The 23,409-nt window shown below is 71.9% G+C and carries 11 protein-coding genes and 1 pseudogene; 5 read left to right on the forward strand and 7 right to left on the reverse strand.

The genetic code is table 11. The features are described 5' to 3' along the window. Positions 1-129: 129 nt before the first annotated feature. The 6 genes from BR98_RS03820 to BR98_RS03845 are packed head-to-tail and all read right to left on the reverse strand — an operon-like array spanning position 130 to position 12,148. On the reverse strand, positions 130-8,292 hold the full coding sequence (locus BR98_RS03820) for a type I polyketide synthase (RefSeq protein ID WP_035840051.1): 8,163 nt from the start codon (positions 8,290-8,292) through the stop codon (positions 130-132). A gap of 12 nt (positions 8,293-8,304) precedes the next feature. Next, positions 8,305-9,714, reverse strand: a complete 1,410-nt coding sequence (locus BR98_RS03825; protein WP_035840054.1) for a class I adenylate-forming enzyme family protein — start codon at positions 9,712-9,714, stop codon at positions 8,305-8,307. 1 nt (position 9,715) lies between these two features. Then, complete coding sequence (locus tag BR98_RS03830; RefSeq protein WP_035840064.1) at positions 9,716-10,243, reverse strand: hypothetical protein; 528 nt, start codon at positions 10,241-10,243, stop codon at positions 9,716-9,718. Then, positions 10,240-11,382: a beta-ketoacyl synthase N-terminal-like domain-containing protein gene (locus BR98_RS03835; RefSeq protein ID WP_157537360.1), complete on the reverse strand. Its 1,143-nt coding sequence runs from the start codon at positions 11,380-11,382 to the stop codon at positions 10,240-10,242. Before BR98_RS03835 ends, BR98_RS03830 begins: the two co-directional genes overlap by 4 nt. Continuing rightward, positions 11,379-11,876, reverse strand: coding sequence for a 3-hydroxyacyl-ACP dehydratase FabZ family protein (locus BR98_RS03840; protein WP_035840070.1), 498 nt, complete (start codon positions 11,874-11,876; stop codon positions 11,379-11,381). The genes BR98_RS03835 and BR98_RS03840 overlap by 4 nt, the downstream gene beginning before the upstream one ends. Then, a complete protein-coding gene (locus BR98_RS03845) occupies positions 11,873-12,148 on the reverse strand; it encodes an acyl carrier protein (RefSeq protein ID WP_035840073.1) in 276 nt (91 codons plus the stop codon). The genes BR98_RS03840 and BR98_RS03845 overlap by 4 nt, the downstream gene beginning before the upstream one ends. 991 nt (positions 12,149-13,139) lie before the next feature. On the opposite strand from BR98_RS03845, the gene BR98_RS35985 reads away from it, so the two are divergent. The 3 genes and pseudogenes from BR98_RS35985 to BR98_RS03860 form a co-directional block, all read left to right on the forward strand. Continuing rightward, the gene (locus tag BR98_RS35985; protein WP_051969273.1) at positions 13,140-13,994 is read left to right on the forward strand and encodes a helix-turn-helix transcriptional regulator; all 855 of its coding nucleotides are present in this window, start codon (positions 13,140-13,142) and stop codon (positions 13,992-13,994) included. A 105-nt stretch (positions 13,995-14,099) separates the two neighbouring features. Continuing rightward, complete coding sequence (locus tag BR98_RS03855; protein WP_051969274.1) at positions 14,100-16,010, forward strand: ThiF family adenylyltransferase; 1,911 nt, start codon at positions 14,100-14,102, stop codon at positions 16,008-16,010. A 524-nt stretch (positions 16,011-16,534) separates the two neighbouring features. Beyond that, a pseudogene (locus tag BR98_RS03860) lies at positions 16,535-17,095 on the forward strand (IS1634 family transposase); the annotation flags it as partial. 451 nt (positions 17,096-17,546) lie between these two features. Here BR98_RS03860 and BR98_RS03865 read toward each other — a convergent pair. After that, the gene (locus BR98_RS03865) at positions 17,547-19,277 is read right to left on the reverse strand and encodes a serine/threonine protein kinase (RefSeq protein ID WP_198042122.1); all 1,731 of its coding nucleotides are present in this window, start codon (positions 19,275-19,277) and stop codon (positions 17,547-17,549) included. Positions 19,278-19,867: 590 nt separating this feature from the next. Between BR98_RS03865 and BR98_RS03870 the strand changes: the two genes are divergently transcribed. After that, complete coding sequence (locus BR98_RS03870) at positions 19,868-21,169, forward strand: hypothetical protein (RefSeq protein ID WP_051969275.1); 1,302 nt, start codon at positions 19,868-19,870, stop codon at positions 21,167-21,169. Further along, a complete protein-coding gene (locus tag BR98_RS03875; RefSeq protein WP_051969276.1) occupies positions 21,153-23,357 on the forward strand; it encodes a tetratricopeptide repeat protein in 2,205 nt (734 codons plus the stop codon). The genes BR98_RS03870 and BR98_RS03875 overlap by 17 nt, the downstream gene beginning before the upstream one ends. Positions 23,358-23,409: the final 52 nt, after the last annotated feature.

The following is a 23,409-nucleotide window of genomic DNA, read 5'->3' on the forward strand; positions in this document are numbered from 1 at the left end:
CGTTGGCCAGCAGGCTGTGCCGCAGGGCCTCGACGATGTTGGCGGGCGGGTTGGTCACGGTCGGCTCCGTCGGTTCGGGAGACGTCGGTCCGTTCTGGGAGGCGGGCGCGGCGCTGCCGGGGCGGTGCGTCATCCGGACTCCTCCATGGACAGGGCGAGTGCGACGAGTTCGTCGGCGCTCGCCAACCTGATGTCCTCCGCGCCGGTGTGCCGGGCGGGGGTTGTGCCGTCGTCGGTCAGCTGCAGGAGCGTCTCCAGAAGCCCGAGGTCCCGCAGGCGGGCGACGGGGATCGAGGCGAGGGCCCGCTGGATCGCCGCGTCCGGGTTGGCCGCCGTCCGGTCCACGCCGTCGGCGTTGGCATCGGGAAACAGCTCGACGGCGAGGTGGGCGGCGAGGTCGTCGGGGGTCGGATGGTCGTAGGTGAGGGTGGCCGGCAGCCGGAGCGCGGTGGCCTTGGCGAGCCGGTTGCGCAGTTCCAGGGCCGTCAGGGAGTCGAAGCCGGACGCCTTGAAGGGCTGGTCCGCCGGCAGCGGCGAGGCCGCGTCGAGACCCAGTACGGCGCCAGCGTGGGCGGTGATGAGCGTGCGCAGCCGACGCAGCCGTGCCTCGGGGGCGAGGGCGTCGAGTTCCTGGCGCAGATCGGGGGCCGAGTCGACGGCGCCCGAGGTCCGGCGAGCGGCTGTGGCGGCGGTCAGGCGCTCCAGCAGCGGGTGCAGGGTGCCCAGTTCGCCGTTGGCGCGCAGGGTCCGCTGGTTGAGGGGGCTGGCGGTGAGCACCGGGTACGGCAGTTCCAGCGCGGCGTCGAGGAGGGCGTGCCCGTACTCCGCGGTGATCGGGGCGAGTCCGGTGCCGGAGATCCTCGCGTTGTCGGTGTCGGTCAGCGTGCCGGTGAGTCCGGTTATGGGCTGCCACCAGCCCCAGGCCATGGAGGTGGCGGGCAGGCCCTGGCGGCGCCGGTGGTGTGCGAGGGCGTCGAGGAAGGCGTTGGCGGCCACGTAGTTGCCCTGGCCCGGGTTGCCGAAGGTGGCGGCGGTCGAGGAGTACAGGACGAAGGCGGCCAGGTCGAGTTGGCAGGTCAGTTCGTGCAGCTGACGGGCGGCTTCGGCCTTCGGCGCGAAGGCCCTGGCGAACTGCTCGGGGGTCAGGTTGGTGATGGTGGCGTCCGCCAGCGTGCCCGCCGTGTGGAAGACACCGGTCAGCGGGTGCTCGGGCGGGACGGAGTCGATGAGTTGCCGCAGCGCGTGCGGGTCGGCGACGTCGCAGGCGGTGATCGTGACGTGCGCGCCCGCGCCTTCGAGGTCGGCGCGCAGGCGGTCGGCTCCGTCGGCGCCGGGTCCGCGCCGGCTGGCCAGCACGAGGTGGCGGACCCCGTGCGTGGCGACGAGGTGCCTGGCGAGCAGAGTGCCGAGGGTACCGGTGCCTCCGGTGATCAGAACCGTGCCGTCGGGGTCCAGCGGACGGGGGAAGGTCAGGACGAGCTTCCCGGTGTGACGGGCGTTCTGCATGAGCTTGAAGGCATCGACTGCCTGGTGGATGCCGTAGGCGGTGACGGGCAGGGGGGTCAACGCTCCAGTGCGGAACAGGTCGAGGAGTTCGGCGAGCAGATCCGCCAGACGGTCGGGGCCCGCGCTGGGGTGCAGGTCGAAGGCCTGGTAGGTGAGGTGCGGGTGGGTTGTGGCCAGGTGCCCGGTGTCCCGGATGTCGGTCTTGCCGAGTTCGACGAAACGACCGCCGGGCGCTAGGAGGTCAAGGGACGCGTCGACGAAGGAACCGGCCAGGCAGTTCAGGACGACATCCACGCCACGGCCCCCGGTGGCCTCCCGGAAGCGCTCGGCGAAGTCGAGGGTGCGGGAACTGGCGATGTGCTCGTCGGGGCAGTCCAGTGCGCGCATGGTCTCCCACTTGTCGGGGTGGGCGGTCACCAGCGGCGTCGCGCCCAGGTGGCGGACCAGCTGGACGGCGGCTTGGCCGACGCCTCCGGCGGCGGCGTGGATCAGGACCGTCTCGCCGGGCCGGACGTCCGCCAGGTCCACGAGGCCGTGGTAGGCGGTGGCGAACGCCACGGGCACACCGGCGGCCTGCGCGAACGACCACTCGTCGGGGACGTGCACCAGCAGGCGGTGGTCGGCGACGGCGACCGGCCCGAAGGCCTTCTCGATCAGACCCGTCACACGGTCCCCCACGGCGAACCGGTGCACGCCCGGCCCGGTCTCGGTGACGACACCGGCGGCCTCCGCCCCGAGACTCCGGGGCGGGATCAGACCGAGTGCGGCGGCGGTGTCGACGAAGTTCATCGCGGCGGCATGCACCTCGACGCGGACCTCGCCGGGCCGCAGCGGGGCGGTAGCGTCGGGCGCGGGCAGCAGGGCGAGCCGGTCGAGACCGCCCGCGCCGGTGGACTCCAGCCTCCAGGCGGGGGTTTCGGCCGGCGGGGTGAGCAGCTCGGCCGTGCTGGTCCGGGCGAGCCGGGGGATGTGCGGCTTCCCGGCCCGTATCGCTGACTGGGGGTGCCCGGCGGCCAGTACGGCGGTCAGCGCGGCCGCGCTGTCGGGGTCGCGGTCGGTGTCGACCAGGACGATCCGGCCGGGGTTCTCGTTCTGGGCGGCGTACAGGAGACCCCACGCCGGGCCGTGGGCCAGTCCGGGCGGGTCGTGGGGACCGGTGACGACGGCGTGGCGGGTGACGGCCGCGAGGACCGTACGGGTCAGCCGATCGTCGGCGAGCCATTCCTGAAGGAAGTGCAGCACGTGTTCGCACAGGGTCCGGGCGCCCTCGGCATCGGCCTGGTCCTGTGCAGGCAGGGGCCAGACGACCAGCTCGGGCGGAGCCGCTCCCCGGTCGACGGCCGCGGTCAGGGCGGAGAGACCGGCGTGGCGGGGGACTGTGTCCAGGGCCTCGGTGAGCCGGGGGTCCGTGTCGAGCAGGGCCCATCCCGTGCTGTCGGGGGCGTCGGTGCGGGCGCCGGGCGGGGTGCTCCACGTCAGGTGCAGCAGGTCGTGCTCGGGGCCGGTAGTGGTCTGGCGGCGCAGATGGTCGCGGGTGGTCGCGCACAGGGTGAGCGCGTCGATGGTCAGGACCGGGGCGCCCGTGCGGTCGGTGGCCAGCACACGCACGGTGTCCGGCTTGGTGACCTGCAGGTGGACGCGCAGGTGCCTGGCCGGGGTTCCGGTGCGGGTGATACCGCTGAAGGTGAAGGGCAGCCGGGGCCCGTCGCGTCCGTCGGCCGGCTCCCCCGCGGTGTCGGGCAGGGCGATGGGGTGCAGCGCGGTGTCGAGCAGCGCGGGATGGATGACGTGGCCGGTGGACGTCAGGCCGTCGGGCAGTTCGGCCTCGGCGTAGAAGTGCTCACCCCGTTGCCACACGGAGCGCAGGCCGGTGAAGGCCGGGCCGTAGTCGTAGCCCGCCTCGGCGAGGCCGGTGCGCAGGCCGGCCAGATCGACCGGCCGGGCGTCGTCGGGCGGCCACACGGCCGGTCCGGCGGGTGCCGGTGCCGCCGTCGCCGGTTCCTCGGCCAGGCGCGCGGTGGCGTGGAGGGTCCAGGGGGGCGGATCGGTGTCGGTGGTGTGGACACGGGCGTGCAGGGTGACCGGCCGGTGCCCGTGGTCGTCGGGCGGGCCGACCCTCAGATGCAGGTCGAGGGTCTCCTGGTCGGGCAGCACCATGGGGGCGTGCAGGGTCAGCTCGGCGGTGTGCGGGCAGCCGGCCAGGTCGGCCGCGTGCAGGACCATGTCCAGGTAGGCGGTGCCGGGGACCAGCGCGACTCCGGTGGCGGCGTGGTCGGCGAGCCAGGGGTGGGTGTCCAGGCCGATGCGGCCGGTCAGGAGCAGGCCCTCGTCGTCGGGCAGGTCGACCATCGCGCCCAGCAGCGGGTGCCCCGTCGTGCGCTGCCCCGCGGTCACCACCTCGGACGAGGGGGCCTGAACGAGCCAGTGGCGGCGGTGTTCGAAGGCGTAGGTGGGCACGTCGACTCGGTGGGCCCCGGGGTACAGGGCGTTCCAGTCGAGGTCGTGCCCGTGGGTGTGCAGGCGTGCCGCGGCGGACGCGAGGGAGCCGGTCTGGGACTGGGTCCGGTGCAGGGTGCCGACGACGAGCCCGGCGGTGTCGGCGGTCTCCTCGACGGCCGGCACGAGCACCGGGTGCGGGCTGCACTCCAGGAAGGTCCGGTGCCCTCCGGAGCCGAGGGAGCGGATGGTGTCGGCGAGGCGGACGGTGTTGCGGAGGTTGTCCCACCAGTAGGCGGCGGTCAGGGTCGTACCGTCGAGCGGGCCGTCCTGGAGATGGCCGTCCACCGTGCTGTGGAAGGCGATACCGGTGGGGTGCGGGGTGATGTCCGCGAGCCGTTCCAGGATGTCGTCGTGCAGGGGGTCGATGTGCGGGGAGTGGCCGGCGACCTCCACGTCGATGCGCCGCGCCCGTATGCCCTCCGCCTCGCACCGCCGCAGCAGTCCCTCGACGGCGGCGGTGGTGCCGGCGACGACCGTGGAGGCGGGGCTGTTGACGGCGGCGACGCCCAGGGCACCGCCGTACTGCTCGACGAGCGCCTGGGCCCGGTCGGCGGGCAGGCCGAGGGTGGCCATGGAGCCGGTGCCGGACAGGGCGGCCAGCGACTGCGCGCGCAGGGCGACCAGTTTCGCCGCGTCGGGCAGGGTGAGGGCACCGGCGATGTGGGCGGCGGCTATCTCGCCCTGGGAGTGCCCCACCACAGCGTCGGGGACGAGGCCGTGGGACTGCCACAGGCAGGCGAGCGAGGTCATCACCGCGAACAGCGCGGGGTGGACGACCTCGACCCGGTCCAGCGCGGGCGCGCCCGGGGTGCCGCGCAGGACCTCCACCACCGACCAGCCGGTGTGGGGCCGCAGAGCCTCGTCGGCCGCGTCGAGCGCCTGCCGGTAGGCCGGGTGGGCGTCGTACAGCTCCATGCCCATGCCGGGCCACTGCGAGCCCTGCCCGGGGAAGACGAACACCAGCTTCCCGGGCCCCGACACGGGCACGGCCGCCTGGACGAGGTGAGGGTGGTCCTCCTGCCGTTGCAACGCCCGCAGGCCGTCGAGGAGTTCGTCACGGGTACAGCCCCGCACCACGGCGCGGTGCGCGAACGCGCTCCGTGCGGTGCCCAGCGTATGAGCCACGTCCGCGGGGTCGAGGTCGGGGCGGTCGGCGGCGTACTGGCGCAGCCGGGCGGCCTGGGCCCGCAGCGCGGTCCGGCTCTTCGCCGAGACGGGCCACAGGACCTCCGTCGGCGTTCCGCCGCCGACGGCGGGCGCGAGGGCCGGGAGCTGGGGCGACTGTTCCAGGATCAGGTGGCTGTTGGTGCCGGAAACGCCGAAGGAGGACACCGCGGCGCGCCGCGGGCGGCCGTCGATGTCGGGCCACCACTGTTCCTCGGTGAGCAGCCGCATCGCGCCGGCCGACCAGTTCACGTGCGGGGAAGGGGCATCGATGTGCAGGCTCCTGGGCAGCAGTCCGTGCCGGAGGGCCATGACCATCTTGATCACTCCCGCGACCCCGGCGGCGGCCTGTGTGTGACCGAGGTTGGACTTGACCGATCCCAGCCACACCGGCTGTTCGGTGGGTCGCTGACCGTAGGTGGCCAGCAGCGCGTGCGCCTCGATCGGGTCGCCGAGCGGTGTTCCGGTGCCGTGGGCCTCGATCGCGTCGATGTCGTGGGGGCCCAGCCCGGCGTTGACGAGGGCATGGCGGACGACCTGTTGTTGGGCGGAACCGCTGGGCGCGGACAGACCGTTGGAGGCGCCGTCCTGGTTGACCGCGCTGCCCCGGATCACCGCGAGCACCTGGTGGCCGTTCGCGTGGGCGTCTGACAGCCGTTCCAGCAGCACCATGCCGACGCCCTCGGCGAGGCCGATGCCGTCGGCGGACGCCGAGAACGCCTTGCACCGGCCGTCCGGGGCGAGGACACGCTGTCGGGAGAACTCGACGAGCACACCGGGACCGGACATCACGGTCGCCCCGCCCGCGAGTGCCAGGTCGCAGTCGTGGGCGCGGAGCGCCTGGCAGGCCTGATGGATCGCCACCAGGGAGGAGGAGCAGGCCGTGTCCAGGGTGATCGCCGGTCCCTCCAGCCCCAGGAGGTAGGAGATCCGGCCCGAGGCCACACACAGCGCGGTGCCCAGGAACGCGTGGCCCGCCACCTCCTCGCCAGCCTGGTGGAGGCGGGGGCCGTACTCCTGGGAGATCACCCCGGCGAACACTCCGGTGCGGGTGCCGCGCAGGCTCTCGGGGACGATGCCGGCGTGTTCGACCGCCTCCCAGGACACCTCCAGGAGCAGCCGCTGCTGCGGCTCCATCGCGGTCGCCTCGCGCGGTGAGAGTCCGAAGAACCCCGGGTCGAAGTCGGCAGCGTCGTACAGGAACCCGCCGTACCGCGAGGAGATCTTCCCCAGTTCACCCGGGGTCGGGTCGTACAGGCGGTCCGCGTCCCAGCCGCGGTCGGCGGGGTGCTCGCCGATCCCGTCGCGGCCGCCCAGCACCAGGTCCCACAAGGACTCAGCGCTGGTCACCCCGCCGGGGAAGCGACAGCCGATCCCGACGATCGCGATCGGCTCGTCCGTCGCAGCACGGCGCACGGGGCGCGCCAGGGCGTCGTCCGGCGAGGTGAGGCCGAGTTCGCGGCGCAGGTGGTCGGCGAGGGCCAGGGGGGTGGAGTGGTCGTAGACGAGGGTGGCCGGGAGGTCGAGGCCGGTGGCCGCTGAGAGGGCGCGCGCCAGCTCGACCACGGTGAGCGAGGTGAGCCCGCTTTCCAGGAAGGTGTGGGTGTCGAAGGAGCCCGAGGAGCCCGAGGAGCCAGCGGAGTCGGCGTGGCCCCGCACCCTGTCGGTTTCCCGGGCGATCAGATCGACCAGGATCGCGCGTTGTTCGGCCGGGGAGGCGTCGCGCAACTCCGCGCTGTCAAGGAACTCCGCGGTCGGCGGCGCCACGGCGGGCTGCTCCGGACAGGTGACGGGGGCCGGGGTTGAGACCGGAGCTGAGGGCGGGGCTGAAATCAAAGTCGGGGCTGAGCCCGGGGCCGGAGTGAGGAGTTCTTCGTACGCCGTCTCCCAGTTGACCGGCACTCCGTTGACGTACGCGTGGGTGAGGGCGCGCAGGAGGCTCTCGCGGTCGCCTTTCCTACGGTCCAGCGTGGGGATCACCACGCCGGTCACACCCTCCGAGCGCAGCGTCTCGCCGATGACGGTGGTGAGTGTGGGATGGGTGCTGACCTCGATGAAGAGCCGGTGGCCCGCGGCGACGAGCGCGCGAACGGCCTGCGCGAAGAGGACCGTGCCGCGCAGCGAGCGGTACCAGTGCGCGGCGGTGAGGTCTGCGGCGCCGAGTCGCGAGCCCGTGGCGGTGGAGTAGAAGGCGGCACGGAGCGGGCCCGGAGTCCCGGGCGACGTCTGTTCGAGCATCAGTTCGCGCAGGATCTCCGTCTGGCGGGAGTGCCCGGCGACTTCGATCCCGGGCACCTTCCAGGCCCAGAGCCCCTCGCCGATCAGCTCGGCCAGGAGTTCGTCCACGGCGTCCCGGTCACCGCTGACCGTCACGTTGCGGGCGCTGTTGACGGCGGCGATGTCGAGGCGACCGCCCCACTTGCGGAGCAGCGGTTCGACGCGGTCGACGGGGGCGGCGACGGATGCCATCGCGCCCCGCCCCTCGATGCGGGTGAGCGCGCTGCCGTACTGGGCGAGGAGCCGGGCGGCGTCCTCGATGGCCACCGCGCCGGAGGCGTGGGCGGCGGCGATCTCGCCGACGGAGTGTCCGACCGCCGCCGTCTCCTGGAGTCCGTGGGCGCGCCAGGTGTCCGCGAGGGCCGAGGACAGGGCGAACTGGACGGGCTGGACGGTGCCGAGCCGGGTGAGCTCCGCTTCCTCGGCGAGCGCGTCGGCCGGGTCCCAGCCGTCCAGGTGGGCGCTCAGTTTCCGGCCGTAGAACTTGATCCGCTCCCGGAACTCGGGCGAGGACGCACGCAGTTCCGAGGCCATCCCCGGCCAACTGGCGCCCTGGCCGGGGAAGACCAGGACGGGTTCACGGGCCACGTCGGCGGTGCCGGTGAGGACGTCGCGCCCGGTCCGGCCCCGGGCCAGGGCGGTGAGGCCGCGCAGCAGTCCGTCCCGGTCCGTGGCGAGGACCGCGCCACGTCGGTGGGCGTGGACCGCGGTCAGGCTTCGGTGGCAAAGATCCCGCAGTGCCTCCTCCGGGGCCGACTCGGCCTCCTCGCACAGCCGGTCGGCCGCCGCCGCGAGCGCGCCCGGGGAGTCTCCTGAGACCACGAGGGGTGGGGTGAGATGTTCCATGGTCGACCTCCGCTACTTGCCGGCGGACTTGCGCCAGCCCAGGTGCGTTGCCGGGTGGATCAGCAGGCGGGCCGGCTGCTCGCCGCGCAGCAGGACCTTTGCCAGCCGTCGTCGGATTTCCTTTTCGCCGATCGAGGGGTCCGCGCAGTAGACGTCGAGGGTGAACACAACGTCGCCGGCGGTGTTCTCGTGGGTCCAGGCCTCCGCGCCCAGGACGCCGGGGATCGTCTCCGCGAGTGCGCAGACCGATTTCAGGGAGACCTTCTCGCCGCGGCTGATCACATAGCTGGGGCGGCGGCTGCGGAAGAACAGATAGCCGTCGTCGTCCCTCTCGAAGAGGTCGCCCGTGCTGATCGAGGTGCTGGGGCCGCCGGCGGGAGGCTCGGGCTCGTCGCGGCGGCCGACCCGGCGGAGCATGCCCGTGTCCGTCTCGACGATCAGCTCGCCGGCCTTGTCACCGGCATCGGCTGTGCGCAGCCGGACCTGGACCCCGGGGAGCGGGAGTCCCACCGAGGCGTAGCGCCGGGGCGGCTCCAGGTGGGCGGCGAGGGTGGAGACGCGGGGACCGGCTTCGGTGAGCCCGTAGGTGAGGTACAGCTCCAGGCCCGCGTTGTGCTTCAGGACGTCCGCCACGGACGAGGCGGCGAACACGTCGCCCCCTACCGTCAAACGGCGCAGGGGTGCCGGGAGCCGCTCTCCCGCGCGGAGCCATGACTCGACCATCGTTGGTGTCAGCGAGGACACGGTGACCCCGTGTTCCTGGATGGTCCGGTGGTAGTGGGCGGGCGTGAACGGCGGTCCCGCGATGACCGCCCTGCCCCCTGTCACGAGGGCGGCGAGCAACTGGGCGACGAAGGCGTAGGAGTAGTGCATAGGCAGGCTGATCAGGACGCAGTCGGCGGCGCTCTGGCCGATCACCCGGGCGTGGCGGCCGGCGTTGCGCAGGAGCGAGTCGACGCGGTGCAGACAGCCGCTGAACACACCGGAGGTGCCCGAGGTGAGGAGGATGATCTCCCCGGGCCGGTACCGGAGGGTGTCCACGCCGCTCAGGCGGGCGAACCGGGCGAACCCGCCGAGGGTGCGCGGTGGTACGCCGGCGGGCGGTCCGGGCGGGACCCTCGGAGCGATCAGGGCGTCCGCACCGAGGGCCCGCGCCATCCGCTCGATACGGGACGGCGGCGCCGACGGCGGCAGGAGCACCGGGACCGCGCCCCGGACCAGCAGCGCGCACACCACGGTGACGAACGGAGCCCCGTTCGGCATCGCCACCATGACGGGCATTCCGGGTTCGATACCGAGTTGCTGGATCTCCCCCACCACGGTGTCGAACGGAGGGGGCCGGGTTCCCGGTCGGTCCACCTGGACGAGATCACGGAGAAAGTCCCGCACGACGCCGGACTCAAGGGTGAGGGCGGTGTCCACTTCAGCCTTCCTGTGTCCCCGTCAGCAGCCTGCTGGTGACGCGATGGCCCGAGGGGCCAACTCGATGGGAGGTGACGAGCACATGGGTCGCCGAGCCCTGACGCAACCATGCGCGGGCGACGGCGGCCGCCGGGGGCAGGCCCTTGTCCGGCGGCATCGACAGGGTCATGCTGGGCCCGCTGAAGCCCAGGAACTGCGAGGGGAGGCTGCACACCGAACCCGGGTTCGCCCCGGAGAACCGCAGCGGCGAGATGCGTCCCGCCGCGATCGTCGCGGCGATCGCGCGCATGGTGTACGTGGTGCAGTCGTCGCTGACGACGATGTGCCCCACGCTCTCCCGCGCCGAGTCGATGGCCTCCCGGTGTGCGTCGATCGCGTGTTGCACGGCCTCGAACACGAGCCAGGAGAGCGGGTCCGCGTAGAGGGAGGCCCTCTGTCTCGGCAGCACACCGGACAGGTCGGTCGCCTCGGCGACGCCTTCGCCGAGCACGGTCATGCCGTACGTGGTCAAGGTGGCCGCGTCAGTCATGGCGCCGCGCTTTCGGGACCCTGGAGGACGAGGCAGGTGTTGAAGCCGCCGAATCCGAGCGTCACGCTGATGCCCCAGCCCGGTTCGGCCTTCATGGGTCGCTCCATCGGGATCGGCAGGCCGAGCCTTGGCAGCGGGTCCCGTAGGGAGGGGACGGGGGGAACCGTCCCTGTCGCGAGGGCCTGGAGCAGGGCCACCGCCTCGATGGCGCCGGTCGCGCCGAGCGTGTGTCCGAACGCCCCCTTCGTCGCGAACGCGATCGGTGGGCGGGGTACGCCTGCGAAGAGCCGCGCGTAGGCCCGGGCCTCCACGTCGTCGTTCACCGGTGTCCCGGAGCCGTGCGCATTGACGACGGTGACGTCCTCCGGCGTGATGTCCGCGTCGCGCAGCGCGCGTTCGACGGCCAGGACGACGTTCGCGCCGGACGGATCGGGGGCCACGGCATTGACGGCGTCGTTCGACGATCCGGCGCCGGCGACGACGCCGTATGGGCGGGCTCCGCGGGCGCGGGCGCGCTCGGCCCGCTCCAGCACGAGGAACGCCGCTCCCTCGCCGAGGACTGTGCCGTTGCGGGCGGCATCGAAGGCACGAAGGCCGTCGGGGGACATCGTGCCGAGGTGTGAGTGGCCGAGGCGTTTGCCCAGGGTGAGTACGTCCGCCCCGCCGCACACGCAGACATCCGCGATGCCTTCCTCAAGGAAGGCGAGTCCGGCCAGGACGGCGTCGGAACCCGCGGAGCAGGCGGTGGTGACGGTGACCGGTTCCACCACGTATCCGGCGCCCCGTGCCGCCGTCGTGGACCAGTGGGACAGGGAGCGGGTTTCCGGCATCTCCAGGTGGGGGCCGTAGCTGGTGCCGAGGACGGGCAGGACACGCCGGTCGCCGGGGTCGATCCCCGCGTCCCGCAGGGCCTTTGACAGCGTGGCGCGGGTGATCCGCTGCTGGCGGTCCCACGCGGGCAGGTCCCTCCCGAGGTCGGGCACGGTCGCGGCGAGCATGCCGCGCAGCGGCAACGGGGACGGCACTTCGGTGATGCCGGAGGCGCCGGCCAGCAGCGACTCCCACACGGTGTCCACGTCGGAGCCCAGAGCGGTCGACCACGCCCTCCCCGTCACCCACACCTGGGACCCCGCGCTCACCACAACTGCTCCCCCAGATCCGTCACCTTGGTGCGGACCAGCGTGCCCCTGGTCATGGCGACGGGCTTGCCGGAGACCTCCGCCCGGCAGGCGAACGTCATGACGTCGCCGCGAAGCTTGTCGCAGGTGGTGTGGAAGACGATCTGGTCGCCGGGGACGACGACGCGGGTGAACCTGGCCTTGACCGATCCGATCAGGGTGATCTCATCGTCGGCGAGCGGCGAGGTCGACAACTGTGCGAGGATGATCGCCGACTGGGCGATCGCCTGCATCATGTGGCTGGCGGGAAAGATGGCACGCTCGGGAAAGTGGCCGGCGAGCGCGTCGATCTGCCCGGAAACAGCCATGAGGCTCTTTACGTATTTCCCGGGCTCGTAGTCCAGAATACGGTCGAGATAAACCATCGGATGGCGATGGCGCAACCAGCTCTTGAGTTCCGTGAACCCCATGGTCCGCGGTTCACGCGCCACCTCGGTGTTCGTTATCTCGGTCACTGGACGCTCGCCTCGTTCGGAAGAACCACTTGCCTGAGCGAAACCAACCGGGTCAAGGTCCGGACCGAGGAGAAGTGCTCCGGGACGAAGTCCTCGTCCGAGATGGTGATGCCGAAGACGTATTCGCACTGGGTGCGGAGTTCGATGAATCCGAGCGAGTCAAGTCCGAGAACATCCCGAAAATTGTCGTCCAGACCGATCTCGGACGGCGGAACAGTGATGAAGAGATCGTCGACCAGGATGTGCTTGATGGTCGATTCGATGTTCGTCATAGGGGGTCTCCTGTAGTGGCGAAAGGGGCCGCCCTGCGGAGGCAATGCGACCATACAAGGGCCACAGAACGAAGGTCGACTAGGAAAACCCGTAGTCTCCGCGTTTGGGTTGGCGTCAGCTGCATGACACCGCTTCAAGGTGACGCTGAGTGATGCTTCAGAGGCGTTGAACATCGACGAAACCTGTACCGATACGGCGCGACGCTGCTGCTGGGGCTGGGGGTGACCAGGACGGAGGAGGCCGGGGTGGGTCCGATCGTGCGGCATCGAGAGGGGAGCAACCGCGTGATCAAGCCCGAAGCCCGCAAGGCCTTCGGCGCCGAAGCCGAAGAAGCCAACGTCTACAGTCACACTGCGCAACCATCCGATGAGCCCGCGGCAAGCTGACTCGCCACCAAATTCGATGACCCGGACAAGGGCGTTAGGCCTTGGCACGGCACCGGACCGGACCAGCACGAGAGCACCGCGGCGGTGAACACGATTTAACAAATCTGAAATGGAGCCGTGGTCCACAGCGGTGTAATAATCAGCGCGCAGGGCCAAGCGTTCACTCCCAACATCGGCTCGAACATCGTCGTCGGGTACTGAGGCCCCGAGCGAGCAGGACTTCACCCCTCAGCGATACAACAGCCCATAACGGTTCGGTCCGCCCCGTCCGTGAGCACTCGTCACCAGAGCCCCGCAGCCCGGGTGCGCAGACGTGAACGCCCACGGGATCCGGACGGCTTTCCCCACCCCGTCCGACCGATGGAGAACGGGGTTCACCACACGACCCTGTCAGTCCCGCCTGACGGAAGAGAAAAGGACGCCCCCGCACAGGGCCAACGTCGCTCAGTCATGACGCTCCGGCCTCACCTCCGTGAGGCGTTCGTGCAGGTCATCTTCGCTTGGAGACTTATTCGAGCGACGTTGCGCACAGGGCAGTCCACCGGCGCTGGCCGAACGCGGCTCACCCGGGTCCTTCCGGCCCCCCGAAAGAGGTACTACTGCCTTGTCCACCCTGCCCAAGGCCACGATTCCGGAGCCACGCGCAGAGCCCGTCGCGGCGAAATCCGGGGACCCGTCGACACCAGCGCCCCCGCCGGCAGTCACCGCGGCACTCGGCATCGTCCATCTCGACACCGGCCTCCGGGTCGTGGAGACGAACAAGGCGTTCTGCGAGCAGTTCGGGCTCGTACTCGCGGAGGTGACGGGGAAACCCCTGTCACGGTTCTTCCGTCCGACGGCCGTGGCGAGCCTGGAGGAACACTTCTCCCAGCTCGTCGACGGGCGGTGCGGTGACTTCAGCATCCGCCTGATGCTCGACGCGAACCTCACGGACAGGGACTGCCTGGTCACGGGCATCGCGCCCAACACCGTCCCGCACGTCTGCCGCACCGACTGTGCCGCGATCGCGCTCATCCTCCCGGACACCGTCCACAGCCCCCCGCTCACACCGGCCGCAGCGCCCGTGGCGCTCGGGGAGGTGCCCGCACGCATCCTGGAAGGCGTGGCCGCCGGGCTGTCCACCCAGCAGTTGGCCCCACGGCTCGGCCTCAGCAGCCACGGTGTCGAGTACCACATCAGCGCGATGCTGAGGAAACTGAAAGCCCCCACCCGGTCCGCGCTCGTCGCCCGCGCCTACGCGCTGGACATCCTCGTCCCGCACTGCTGGCCGCCTCGGGTCAGGCCCCAGCAGATGATGCGGTTCCCGGTCGGCAGGTCCGCCTGTGCCACCTCGGCTCCCGCGCCCGCGGACCGCGCCCGGGTGCTGGCTCCCCGCCCGTGCGACGACCTCGTCGACGCACGACGGCCCGCACCGGTGCGCGCAGCCAACAGCCACCACCCTGAAACGGAATGCGCATGAGCCGAACACGCCCCCGTCCCCCCTCCCACCAGTGCCGTACGGCACTGCGCTCCACCGCCGTCGGAGCGCGGGCCCAGCACGAGCGCCGAGCGAACGGAACTGGTCATGGCCACTGACACCCACCGGGCGGACATCGACGTGATGGCCGCCGGGGCCGAGGCGGTGAGCCGCAACGCCGACATCATCAGCGAACGAGAACAGGCGGCCCTGCGCGCCGCGACCGTACTCGTGGCGGGATGCGGCGGCGGTGGCGCCGTCGTCGAACCACTGGCCCGGCTCGGTGTGCTGCGCTTCCGGCTCGCCGACCCCGACCGCTTCGACGTCTCGAACCTGAACCGGCAGGCCTGCGTACAGGCCGACCTGGGCCGTTCGAAGCCCGAGGCGATCGCCGACCGGATTCGCGCTCTCAACCCCTCGGCCGAAGTGACCGTCTACCCGCAGGGGCTGACCCTGGAGAACCTCGACGAGGCACTCGACGGCTCCCACATCGTCTTCGACGGCATCGACCCGACGATGTCGTCCTGGGTCAAGTACCAGCTGCACGAGCGGGCCGCCCGGCTCGGCATCCCCGTCCTGGCGGGTATGGACTTCGGTGGGAAACCGACCCTGTACGTCTTCGACTACCGGCGCAACCCGGTGCCGTTCTACGGCAGGGCGAGCGCGGAGGCGCACCGCGAGAACCGTCTGTGGGAATCGTTGCGGTGGATCGGCAGGACCCAGGTCCCCAGCGACTTCCTGGCCGTGCAGACCGACCGGCGCGTCAACGGGGGCGCCTGGCCGCAGATCGGCTACTGCCTCCTCGGCCTGGCCACACTGACCGCCAGAACGGTCGTGGACCTGCTCATGAACCGCAGGACACGGGACGTCGTCACCATGGACGTGCATGCCGCGGTCATGCCCCGCCCGGCCGCCCTGCTGCACCGGGCGCGGCTGCCGGTGGAGATCGTACGGTCCCGACGGGCGCTACGCGCCGCCTCCCGGCGCGGTCCCTTCCGGCCCTCGGCCGCGCCACAGCCCCCGCGCCCGCTGCCGGAGCGGCTCGCCACCGTGCTGGACGGCGCCCGGCTCGCCCCTTCCGCCTTCAACGCCCAGCCGTGGGCGTTCGAACTCCTCGACGACCGCACGGTCCGGCTGGCGCACGACCCGCAGCGCTGGCCCGCCGCCGTCCGGGACCCGCTGGGCTGGGCGGAGAGCCTCGGCTGCGCTCTGGGATCCATGGCCTACCTGGCGCACGGCGAGTGGGAGGCCTCGACCTCGTCGGATCGGCCAGCCGACGAGGACGGGACGCCCGCGTTCGTCGGCCGGTTCCACTGCGAACGCCTCCGCGACGACGTCCTCGTTCGGCAGGGCGCGCTCGGCCTGCGCTCCACCCACCGGGAGGGCCTGCTGCGCACCCCTCTCGACACGGCGACGGCGAAGCGGATCGAACTGCTGTGCGCCGAGCGGAACCTCTCCCTGGAGACGGTGACCGGCCCCACCGCCCTGGCCCGGCTCGCCCGGACCGAGCTCGACTCAGCCATGGCCGCCGCCCCGGCGTCGGACGCCCAACTCCGGGCCTGGCTGCGGGAACGCGCACGGAACGACAGCGGCCGCCGTTCCTTCGGGGACCCGCGCGACCTCCTCGACCGCTCGGGGGCGACCGGCGTGGTCGCCCGCGCCATCGACAGCGAGGCGGTACCGCGGGCGCTGGTCCGCCAACTGGCCTCAGCGGCGGCCGGCGGTCGGGCACGGAGGCTGCGCGACTGCGGGGCCGTGCTCGTCCTGCGCGGTCCGCGCCGGACCGTCGCCGACCGCCTCGAAGCGGGAGCCACGCTGATGCACATCTGGCTCGCACTGACCGAGGCCGGATACGCGGCCCAGCCGCTGGGCGCCGAGTTCGGTCGCCCGGCGGCCGGACTCGGCCCCGACGGGGACAACGAGGTCCTGACGGTCCTGCGCACCGGACGGGCCACGACCACCCCGCTCCGCCAGGGCGCGCGCTGCCCGATCGAGGACTCCGTCCGGTGGGCTGGATAGCCCCCCAGCCCCGGGCAGTCACCGGAGCTTGTCCCGCGCGGAAATACGATTCTGGGCCTAACCTCAAAGGACGGCCCCGATCAACCAAACCGGCACGTCGAACGTCGTCCCGTCGACCGCCATCAGCCGCCAACGCCCGTACCACGCACCAGTGGTGGAATCGGTCGCCATTGGCCGGGCGGTCTGCTCGAACAGGGCCTTCAGCGGCTCTGGTCCGAGCTTGACCCGGGCCCGGGAGATCGCCGTGGAGCTGTTGATCCTGGCCCGGCGCTACGACGCCCTCGAGCCCCTGCTGGAGGAGCGGCTCGAGGACGTGATCGAGCTCCTCGGCTTCGGCGATCCGCTGGTGCGTGCACTCGCCGCCCGCCGGGCGTTGGTCGACCTGAAACAGCCGCGGCTTCGGGCCATGGACCTGCTGGTCGACGAACACACCCGAGCCGCCGTGCAGGAAGCGGTGTTCTTCGCCGCCGCGAACCTCCTCGACCTCGAAGTCGACCTGCTCTTCCAAGAAGGCGAAGGACAAGGCCGTCAGGGCCGGCCTCAAGCGCGCTGTCCCACCGCCGGACATCGTGCACCGCAAGGCCGAGTGCGCACTTCGCGACCACCCCTCGCTCGGCCGGTGGCTCAAGCAGTCCCCGACCGGACGGCTCTCCATCGACCGCGCCAAGGTCAAGACCGAGGCCAACCTCGACGGCAAGTACCTCCTGGCTACCTCCGACCCGGACCTGACCGCCGAGGACGTCGCCCTTGGCTACAAGAACCTCCTGGAAGCCGAACGGGCCTTCCGCACCATGAAGTCGACCTTGTATCTACGGCCGGTCTACCACCGCGTGGATGACCGGATCCGCGCTCACGTGCTGCTGTGCTGGCTGGCCCTGCTGCTGATCCGCGTGGCCGAACGCCGCACCGACACCACCTGGCGGACCATCAGAACCGAACTCCAGAGGCTCCACCAGGTCACCCTCGCCGGGCCCGCCGGACGCCTCCAGCAAACTACCGACACCACCGAGGCCCAGGTCCGAATCTTCCGGGACTGCGGCGTCCCGATGCCACCAAAGATGAGCGGCCTCGCGCCTGCCGAATAGCCCCTGACCTGGCCAAACATCCACCAGAGCCGTGGACACACGACCCCGGCGGGCCATCACGCCCGAACCCGCAGGTCACCCCCGAAATCCGGCCCAGTTATGTGCCCACACACTGTCGAACTCGGGGGGGCGGATGGAAACGGTACTGGTAGGAGCGGACAGGTTCGTGGCACACAACGCAAATCCGGCGGTCGCCATCGAATACGGACCAGCCGTTTCCCCTCTTGCGCCAGGGCTTCCGTCCGGCCTGTGCTCTTCAAGTTGGCATCGCTCATTTGCTCTTGTCCCGCTTGGCGGCGGTCAGCGCCTGGGCGTCGACCTCGCGGTCCCGGTCCACCAGCACGGGCGCGCTCCGGGACGTCGTCGGCTGCGTCGCGGACGTAGCCGCACGGCCAGGCTGCCGTGACCTCTTCGCTGGCCGCCTCTGGCTGCCCAGTCCTACGGGTGGGGCTCAGCCGTGCCGGTGGGTGTCCTGGATGTGCCCGCTGGTGTCGGCCTTCAAATAGCCGGAGCCGTAAGCATCCGACAGGTAGATGCTGATAAGCGGCTCGTCACTGAAGCGGTCGGGGCCCTCCAGCATGATGTAGCGGCCGGTCGGATGTGGGACGTTCAGCGTGTCCTGCGCCTTCTGGAGAAGTCCGGGGAGGCAGTCCCAATTGACGCTGTTCAGGTCGACGGGCTTGTCGCCGGAGCTGACGGTGCCTTCAGGCCGGTGGGTGCCCGCCCCTTTGCTGTAGCTGAACTGGTCGTACAGGTGCGGGTTCGCGGCCGTCGGCACGTCGGACTCCGCGTGGGTCGAGTAGACGGAAAGGCTGAGGGCCTTGATGGTGTTCAACTGCTGCTGCTGTGAGGCGATGACCTCGCGCACTCCCTGAGGGGTCAGCAGGCCCGCTCCTGCAGGGGACTGGACCGCCCCTGGCCGGCAGTCCACCGCGTCGGGCGCGAACATGCCCGTGCTCCAGACCGTCACACCGGCCACAGTCACCAGGACGACAGCGACCGACGACAGGACGAGGACCCGGCGGCGAGTACGAGCCTTCGCCGCGGGCTTCTCGTTCTCCTGGGCCGCCTTGCCCAGCCGAGCCTCCCGCCGCTTGCGCAGAGCCGCCATTTCGGCGGACCGTTCGGAGTCGCTCCGGTGTGGGGACTTCTCCGCCCCGCGGGCTTTCGGACCATCGCTCTTCGTACCGCGGGCTTTCGGTCTGTCCTCGTGCGGGTGGCGCCCGGACGGCGGGGCGTCCTGCGGAACGGCGTCCTGAGGCTCCGGTGCGAGGTGCTTGTTCAGGTGGACCGTCGGGCCGGGCTTGACCATGCTGACATTCGGCCCGGATCTTCGCGGGTCCGCTTGGCGGGCCTTCTGAGCGACGGCCAGCAGGCGGTCGAAGCGCGCGATACCCGGCCGCTGCGCCGGGTCCTTGGCGAGAGCCTCTGCCAGGAGCGGTGCGAGCGCACCCGCGCGGACCGGGTCCGGGAGGGGCTCCTGCAGGACGGCGGCGACGGTGGCGAAGTCGTTCGCACGCCGGTAGGGGTGGTGCCCCTCGACGGCGACGTACAGCACCATGCTCAGTGCCCACAGGTCTGCGGACGGGCCGGGCTCCCCGCTCCGCAGGCGTTCGGGGGCCAGGTAGTCGGGGGCCGTGTAGCCGGGCTCCGCGAGTGCCGTCCCAGCCGCGTCATTCAGGGCGGCGATGCCGAAGCCGGAGAGGACCGGCGTACCGTCGGGGCGGATGAGGACGTTGCCGGGCCGCAGATCACCGTAGTGCAACCCCAGGCCGTGCGCGGCGCGCAGCCCGGCCAGGATCCCCCGCCCGATCCCGGCCGCCTCGGGCACTTCCAACGGTCCGTCGGACAGCTGCTCGGCAAGGCTGCGTCCGGTCACCAGCTCCGTCACGAGCCAGGGGTGCTCGCCGCTGTCCACGACACACTGCACCGCGGCGATGCTGGGGTGCTGCAGGCGCATCAGCTCCTGTACCCTCCGCAGGACCTGCTCACGCCACCGGTCCCGCTCCGCCCGCCCGGTCGGCGAGGAGTCGGCGGGACGGAGCTCGCGAAGCACGACCTCCTTCTCGAGCAGCGTCTCCCGTGCCCGCCAGACCACCGCTCCCGCAGCGGCGCCTTCCAGCGGTTCCAGCAGTTCATAGCGTCCATCGATGAGCCGGCGGTGCGGCCCCGCAGTAGTCATGCCCGGCATCGTAGGAGGTACCGGCTGGTTCACCATCACTCGGACGGATAACAGTTGCGTCGGGAGATGGCCGATTGCTCGAACCTCGGGTGGCCCGAATCCTCGTCTTCCTGCCGCCGGACCTCGGCCCGTCCCACCCGACTGCCGACTGCCGCCGGGGTGATTCCACGGCGGCGGAGGATGCGGCGGTGCGGGTCCGGCCGTAGCACCGCCAAGGTGATGCCGCCGGCGATATCTGACTGATCGTCAAGTCATGTTCCAGCAACAGTCGTTCACAGAACGAGCCGTTCGAGCTGCGCAGCGACCCGGCGTTTATTCCGTGTAAACAGCCGCGCCGCACTCTGGTCACATGCGAAGCGCCGACCGGCGCAGCGCACGACGAGATGGGGGATTCGCCGTGAAGAAGATTGTCACCGGCAAGAAGATCGCGGTCCGCAAGCCGGGTGCGGTTCGGCTGACCGCGATGTGCACCAACTACGGCTACGGCAACTGCTGCTGCCTCTGACAGCGGCCGTCCGGCGGGCCGGGAGCGTGGAGCGCTCCCGGCCCGCCGGACGGGGCCGGACCCGCCGAAGGACAGGGGCACCCCGATGGTGAACGACGCACCGCTCCGCTTCCACCGGCTGACCTACCTCGACCAGGGGGACGAGGTGGTGGTCGGACGCACCGACATCGACTCCTACGGGGCGTTCCCGCCCGACGGGGCCGCGCTGCTCCGCCGTCTGGAGAGCGGCGCCGCCCCGCAGGACGCCGCGGGCTGGTACCGCGCCGAGTTCGGCGAGGAGGTGGACCTCGACGACTTCCTCGACACCCTGCGCGAACTCGACTTCCTGCTCGGCGACGAGCAGGAACAGGACACCGAACGACTCCCGCACCGCACCGTCCCGTTGCAGCGCCTCGGCCGCGCACTGTTCTCCCCGCCCGCGTGGCTGGGATACGCCGCGCTGCTGGCCGCCGCCGTCCTCGCCTGCCTGGACCGGCCGGCGCTGCTTCCGCGTCCGGGCAATCTGTTCTTCAGCCCGTACGCGCTGCTGGTACAGCTGGTGGTGTTCGTCAGCCAGCCGGTGTTCATGCTGGTGCACGAGTACGGGCATGTGCTGGCGGGCCGCCGGCTGGGGCTGCGCACCACGCTGCGGATCAGCCGCCGACTGTACTTCCTCGCCTTCGAGACCGCCCTGGACGGCCTGGTGGTGCTCCCCAGGCGGAGCCGCCTGCTGCCGGTACTGGCCGGGATGCTGGTGGACGTGCTCGGCATGGCCGCGCTGACGGTGGCCGCCTGGACGAGCTGCGCACCGGACGGCACGCCGAGCACCGCCGGACGGGTCTGCCTGGCGCTGGCGTTCACGGCGATCCCGCGGCTGCTGGCCCAGTTCTACTTCTTCCTGCGCACCGACCTGTACCACCTGGCCGTCGTCGTGCTCGGCGGCAGCGACCCGCACGGCACGGCCCGCGCGTACGTCGCCAACCGGCTGAACCGGCTGCGCGGGCGTACCGACCGGCTGACCGACGAGAGCCGCTGGCACCCGAAGGACGCCGCCGCCGTGCGCTGGTACGCCCCGGCGTACCTGCTCGGGTACGCCGCCATGACGGTGATGCTCGTGACCGTGGTGGTGCCGGTCGGCTGGCGGTTCGCCGGTTCGGCGCTGGCGACGGTGCGGGACGGCTCGGTGCCGTTCACCCGGCTCGCGGACGCGGCGTTCGCCCTGGCCATGGTCGGGGTGCAGCTGCTCGCAGTGGCGTACGGCGCCTGGCGGGCCTGGCGGCGACGCCGGGCCGCATCCGAAACGAGCATGACCATCAGCACCAGCACCAGCACCAGCACCAGCACCAGCACCAGCACCAGCACGAACGAGTCGTCACACCAAGGGGGAGCCCATGTCCGGCCCGTCTGACCGTCCGCCGTCCGCCGCGCAGTACCCGCCGTCCGCCGCGCAGCGCCCGCACCACTGGCTGGTCGCGCCCGACGAGAGCGCCGCCCGCGCCCTGGTCGCCGACACACTGGCCGAACCGGGCATGCCGCCGCTGCTCGCCGAACTCGACGCGCACCGCCGGCTGCGCGGACCGTTCACCGCCGCCGGCGCGCTGATGCGCCGGCTGGTACCGGCGGTACTGGCCGCCGACCCGGAGCCGGCCATCCGGCACGACATCGAAATCCTCGCCGCCGCACCGGAGTTGCGCGAAGTACTGCCGTGCCGCCGGGAGACGCTGACCTCGCTGACCGCGCCGCAGAAGCGCACCCGGTACTACCCGTACATCCGCACCACCCGGATCGCGCACGGGCTGATCGACTTCCAGACCGCGGTGCTCGACGCCCCGGCGACCCTGGTGGTGCGGCACGCCGAGCACGCCGACCGGACGGACGCCGACTGGCTGGCCCTGCTGCTGCGCCGCGCCGACCCCGAGCGCCTACGGATCGTGGTATGCACCGCGGGCACGGACGTCCCGCAGCCGCTGGCCGACGCACTCGCCGCCCACACCACCCGCCGCGAGGCGCCCGCCACACCCCTCGGACCGCTGCCCGCCGACCCGGCCGCCCGCCGGGAGCTGGCCGCCGGCTGGGTCGCCGCCGACCGCAGCACCGACGACCCGGCGGCCGCCGCCTGCTACGCCGAACTGGAGCCTGCCGAGCGGGCCCGGCTGCACGAGGCCCGGGCCGAGGAACTGGCCGCCGCCGCCCGGGACGGCGAGTCCTCGCTGCTGCGCGGACCGCTCGCCCACCACCGGGCGCTGGGCGCCGACCCGGCCGGCGCGGGCGCGCTCGCCCTGCAGAACGCCATGCAGGAATGCCTGTTGGAGGGCTTCTACGACGCCCTGGTCGAACTCGGCCCGCTCGCCCACGCCGTGCTCGACTGGCAGACCCGCCCCGAGGACTGCTGGCTGGTCACCGCCCGGACGACCATCGCCTACAGCGTGATGGGCGACCGCGCCGACGACGCCCTGGCGCTGTACGACGACGCCTGCGCGAGCACCGCGCTGCCCGCCGTCCACATGTCGGCGGCGTACGGCCGCGCCATGGTCTACACCCGCTACCTGGAGCCCGAGCGGCGCGACCACCGCAAGGCGAAGGCGTGGGTGAACACCGCGGTCGCGCTCTCCCGCCTCGCCGACACCGACGCCCGGCGCGCCTACAACCGGACCTTCAACGAGAACGGCCTGGCGCTGATCGAGATGCACCTCGGCGACCCGGTGCGCGCCCTCGAACTGGTCGAGGCGGGCATCGAGCGGATGGACGGCGCCCTCGACGCCGAGGACCAGGGCCAGCACCGCTCGGTCCTCGAGTACAACCGGGCCCAGCTGCTGGCCCGCCTGGTCGGCCCGGAGGCCGGCGCCGCCGCGTACGACCGGGTGATCGCGCAGGACCCGCACCACAGCGAGTACTACTTCGAACGCGCCGTGCTGCTGCGCAAGTTGGGCCGCGAAACGGAGGCGCTCGCCGACTACGAGCACGCCATCCGGACCTCCCCGCCCTACCCCGAGGCGGTCTACAACCGGGCCGACCTTCGGCTCGAACTCGGCGACCTGGACGGGGCGTTGAGCGACTTCGACCGGGTGCTCGAGCTGGACCCGGAGTTCCTGGACGCGTACGTCAACCGGGCCGGGCTGCGCTACTCGCTCGGCGACCTGCCGGGCACCGCGAGCGACGTCGCCGAGGGCCTGGTCCGCGAGGCCGGACAGCCGCACCTGCTCGCGCTGCGCGGCCTGCTCGCCCAGGACGACGACCGCCCCGAGGACGCCCGCGCCGACCTTCGGGCCGCGCTCGCCCGCGACCCCGAACTGCCCGCCGCCTGGGCCGCGCTCGGTGTCCTGGCGTACGAGCGGGACGAGGCCGAGGAGTCCGTGCGCTGCTTCGACCGCTCGCTCCACCTGGACGAGGACCCGGTGGTCCGCGCCAACCGGGCGCTCGCCCACGAGAGTTCCGGCAACTGGAGGGCCGCCGCCGCGGACTACGCGGCCGCGATGGACCTGCTGCTGCCCGAGATCGCGGCGGCCCAGGACGAGGCGGACGCGGCGGAGGTGGTGGCGGAGCTGTCCAGGCTCCGCGAGCGACGCGCCGAGTGCGCCGTTCTCGGCGCGAGCTGACGAAGTGAGACATCCGGTCGGCGGCCGCCGCCGACCGGACGGCGTCCGAACC

It is taken from the genome of Kitasatospora azatica KCTC 9699 (genome assembly GCF_000744785.1).
Classification (GTDB): domain Bacteria; phylum Actinomycetota; class Actinomycetes; order Streptomycetales; family Streptomycetaceae; genus Kitasatospora; species Kitasatospora azatica.

Coding starts and splice junctions, on each gene's coding strand:
- BR98_RS03830 (WP_035840064.1), bottom strand. CDS start 10,243: ATGACTGACGCGGCCACCTTGACCACGTACGGCATGACCGTGCTCGGC.
- BR98_RS03820 (WP_035840051.1), bottom strand. CDS start 8,292: ATGGAACATCTCACCCCACCCCTCGTGGTCTCAGGAGACTCCCCGGGC.
- BR98_RS03855 (WP_051969274.1), top strand. CDS start 14,100: ATGGCCACTGACACCCACCGGGCGGACATCGACGTGATGGCCGCCGGG.
- BR98_RS03875 (WP_051969276.1), top strand. CDS start 21,153: ATGTCCGGCCCGTCTGACCGTCCGCCGTCCGCCGCGCAGTACCCGCCG.
- BR98_RS03845 (WP_035840073.1), bottom strand. CDS start 12,148: ATGACGAACATCGAATCGACCATCAAGCACATCCTGGTCGACGATCTC.
- BR98_RS03865 (WP_198042122.1), bottom strand. CDS start 19,277: ATGACTACTGCGGGGCCGCACCGCCGGCTCATCGATGGACGCTATGAA.
- BR98_RS03870 (WP_051969275.1), top strand. CDS start 19,868: ATGGTGAACGACGCACCGCTCCGCTTCCACCGGCTGACCTACCTCGAC.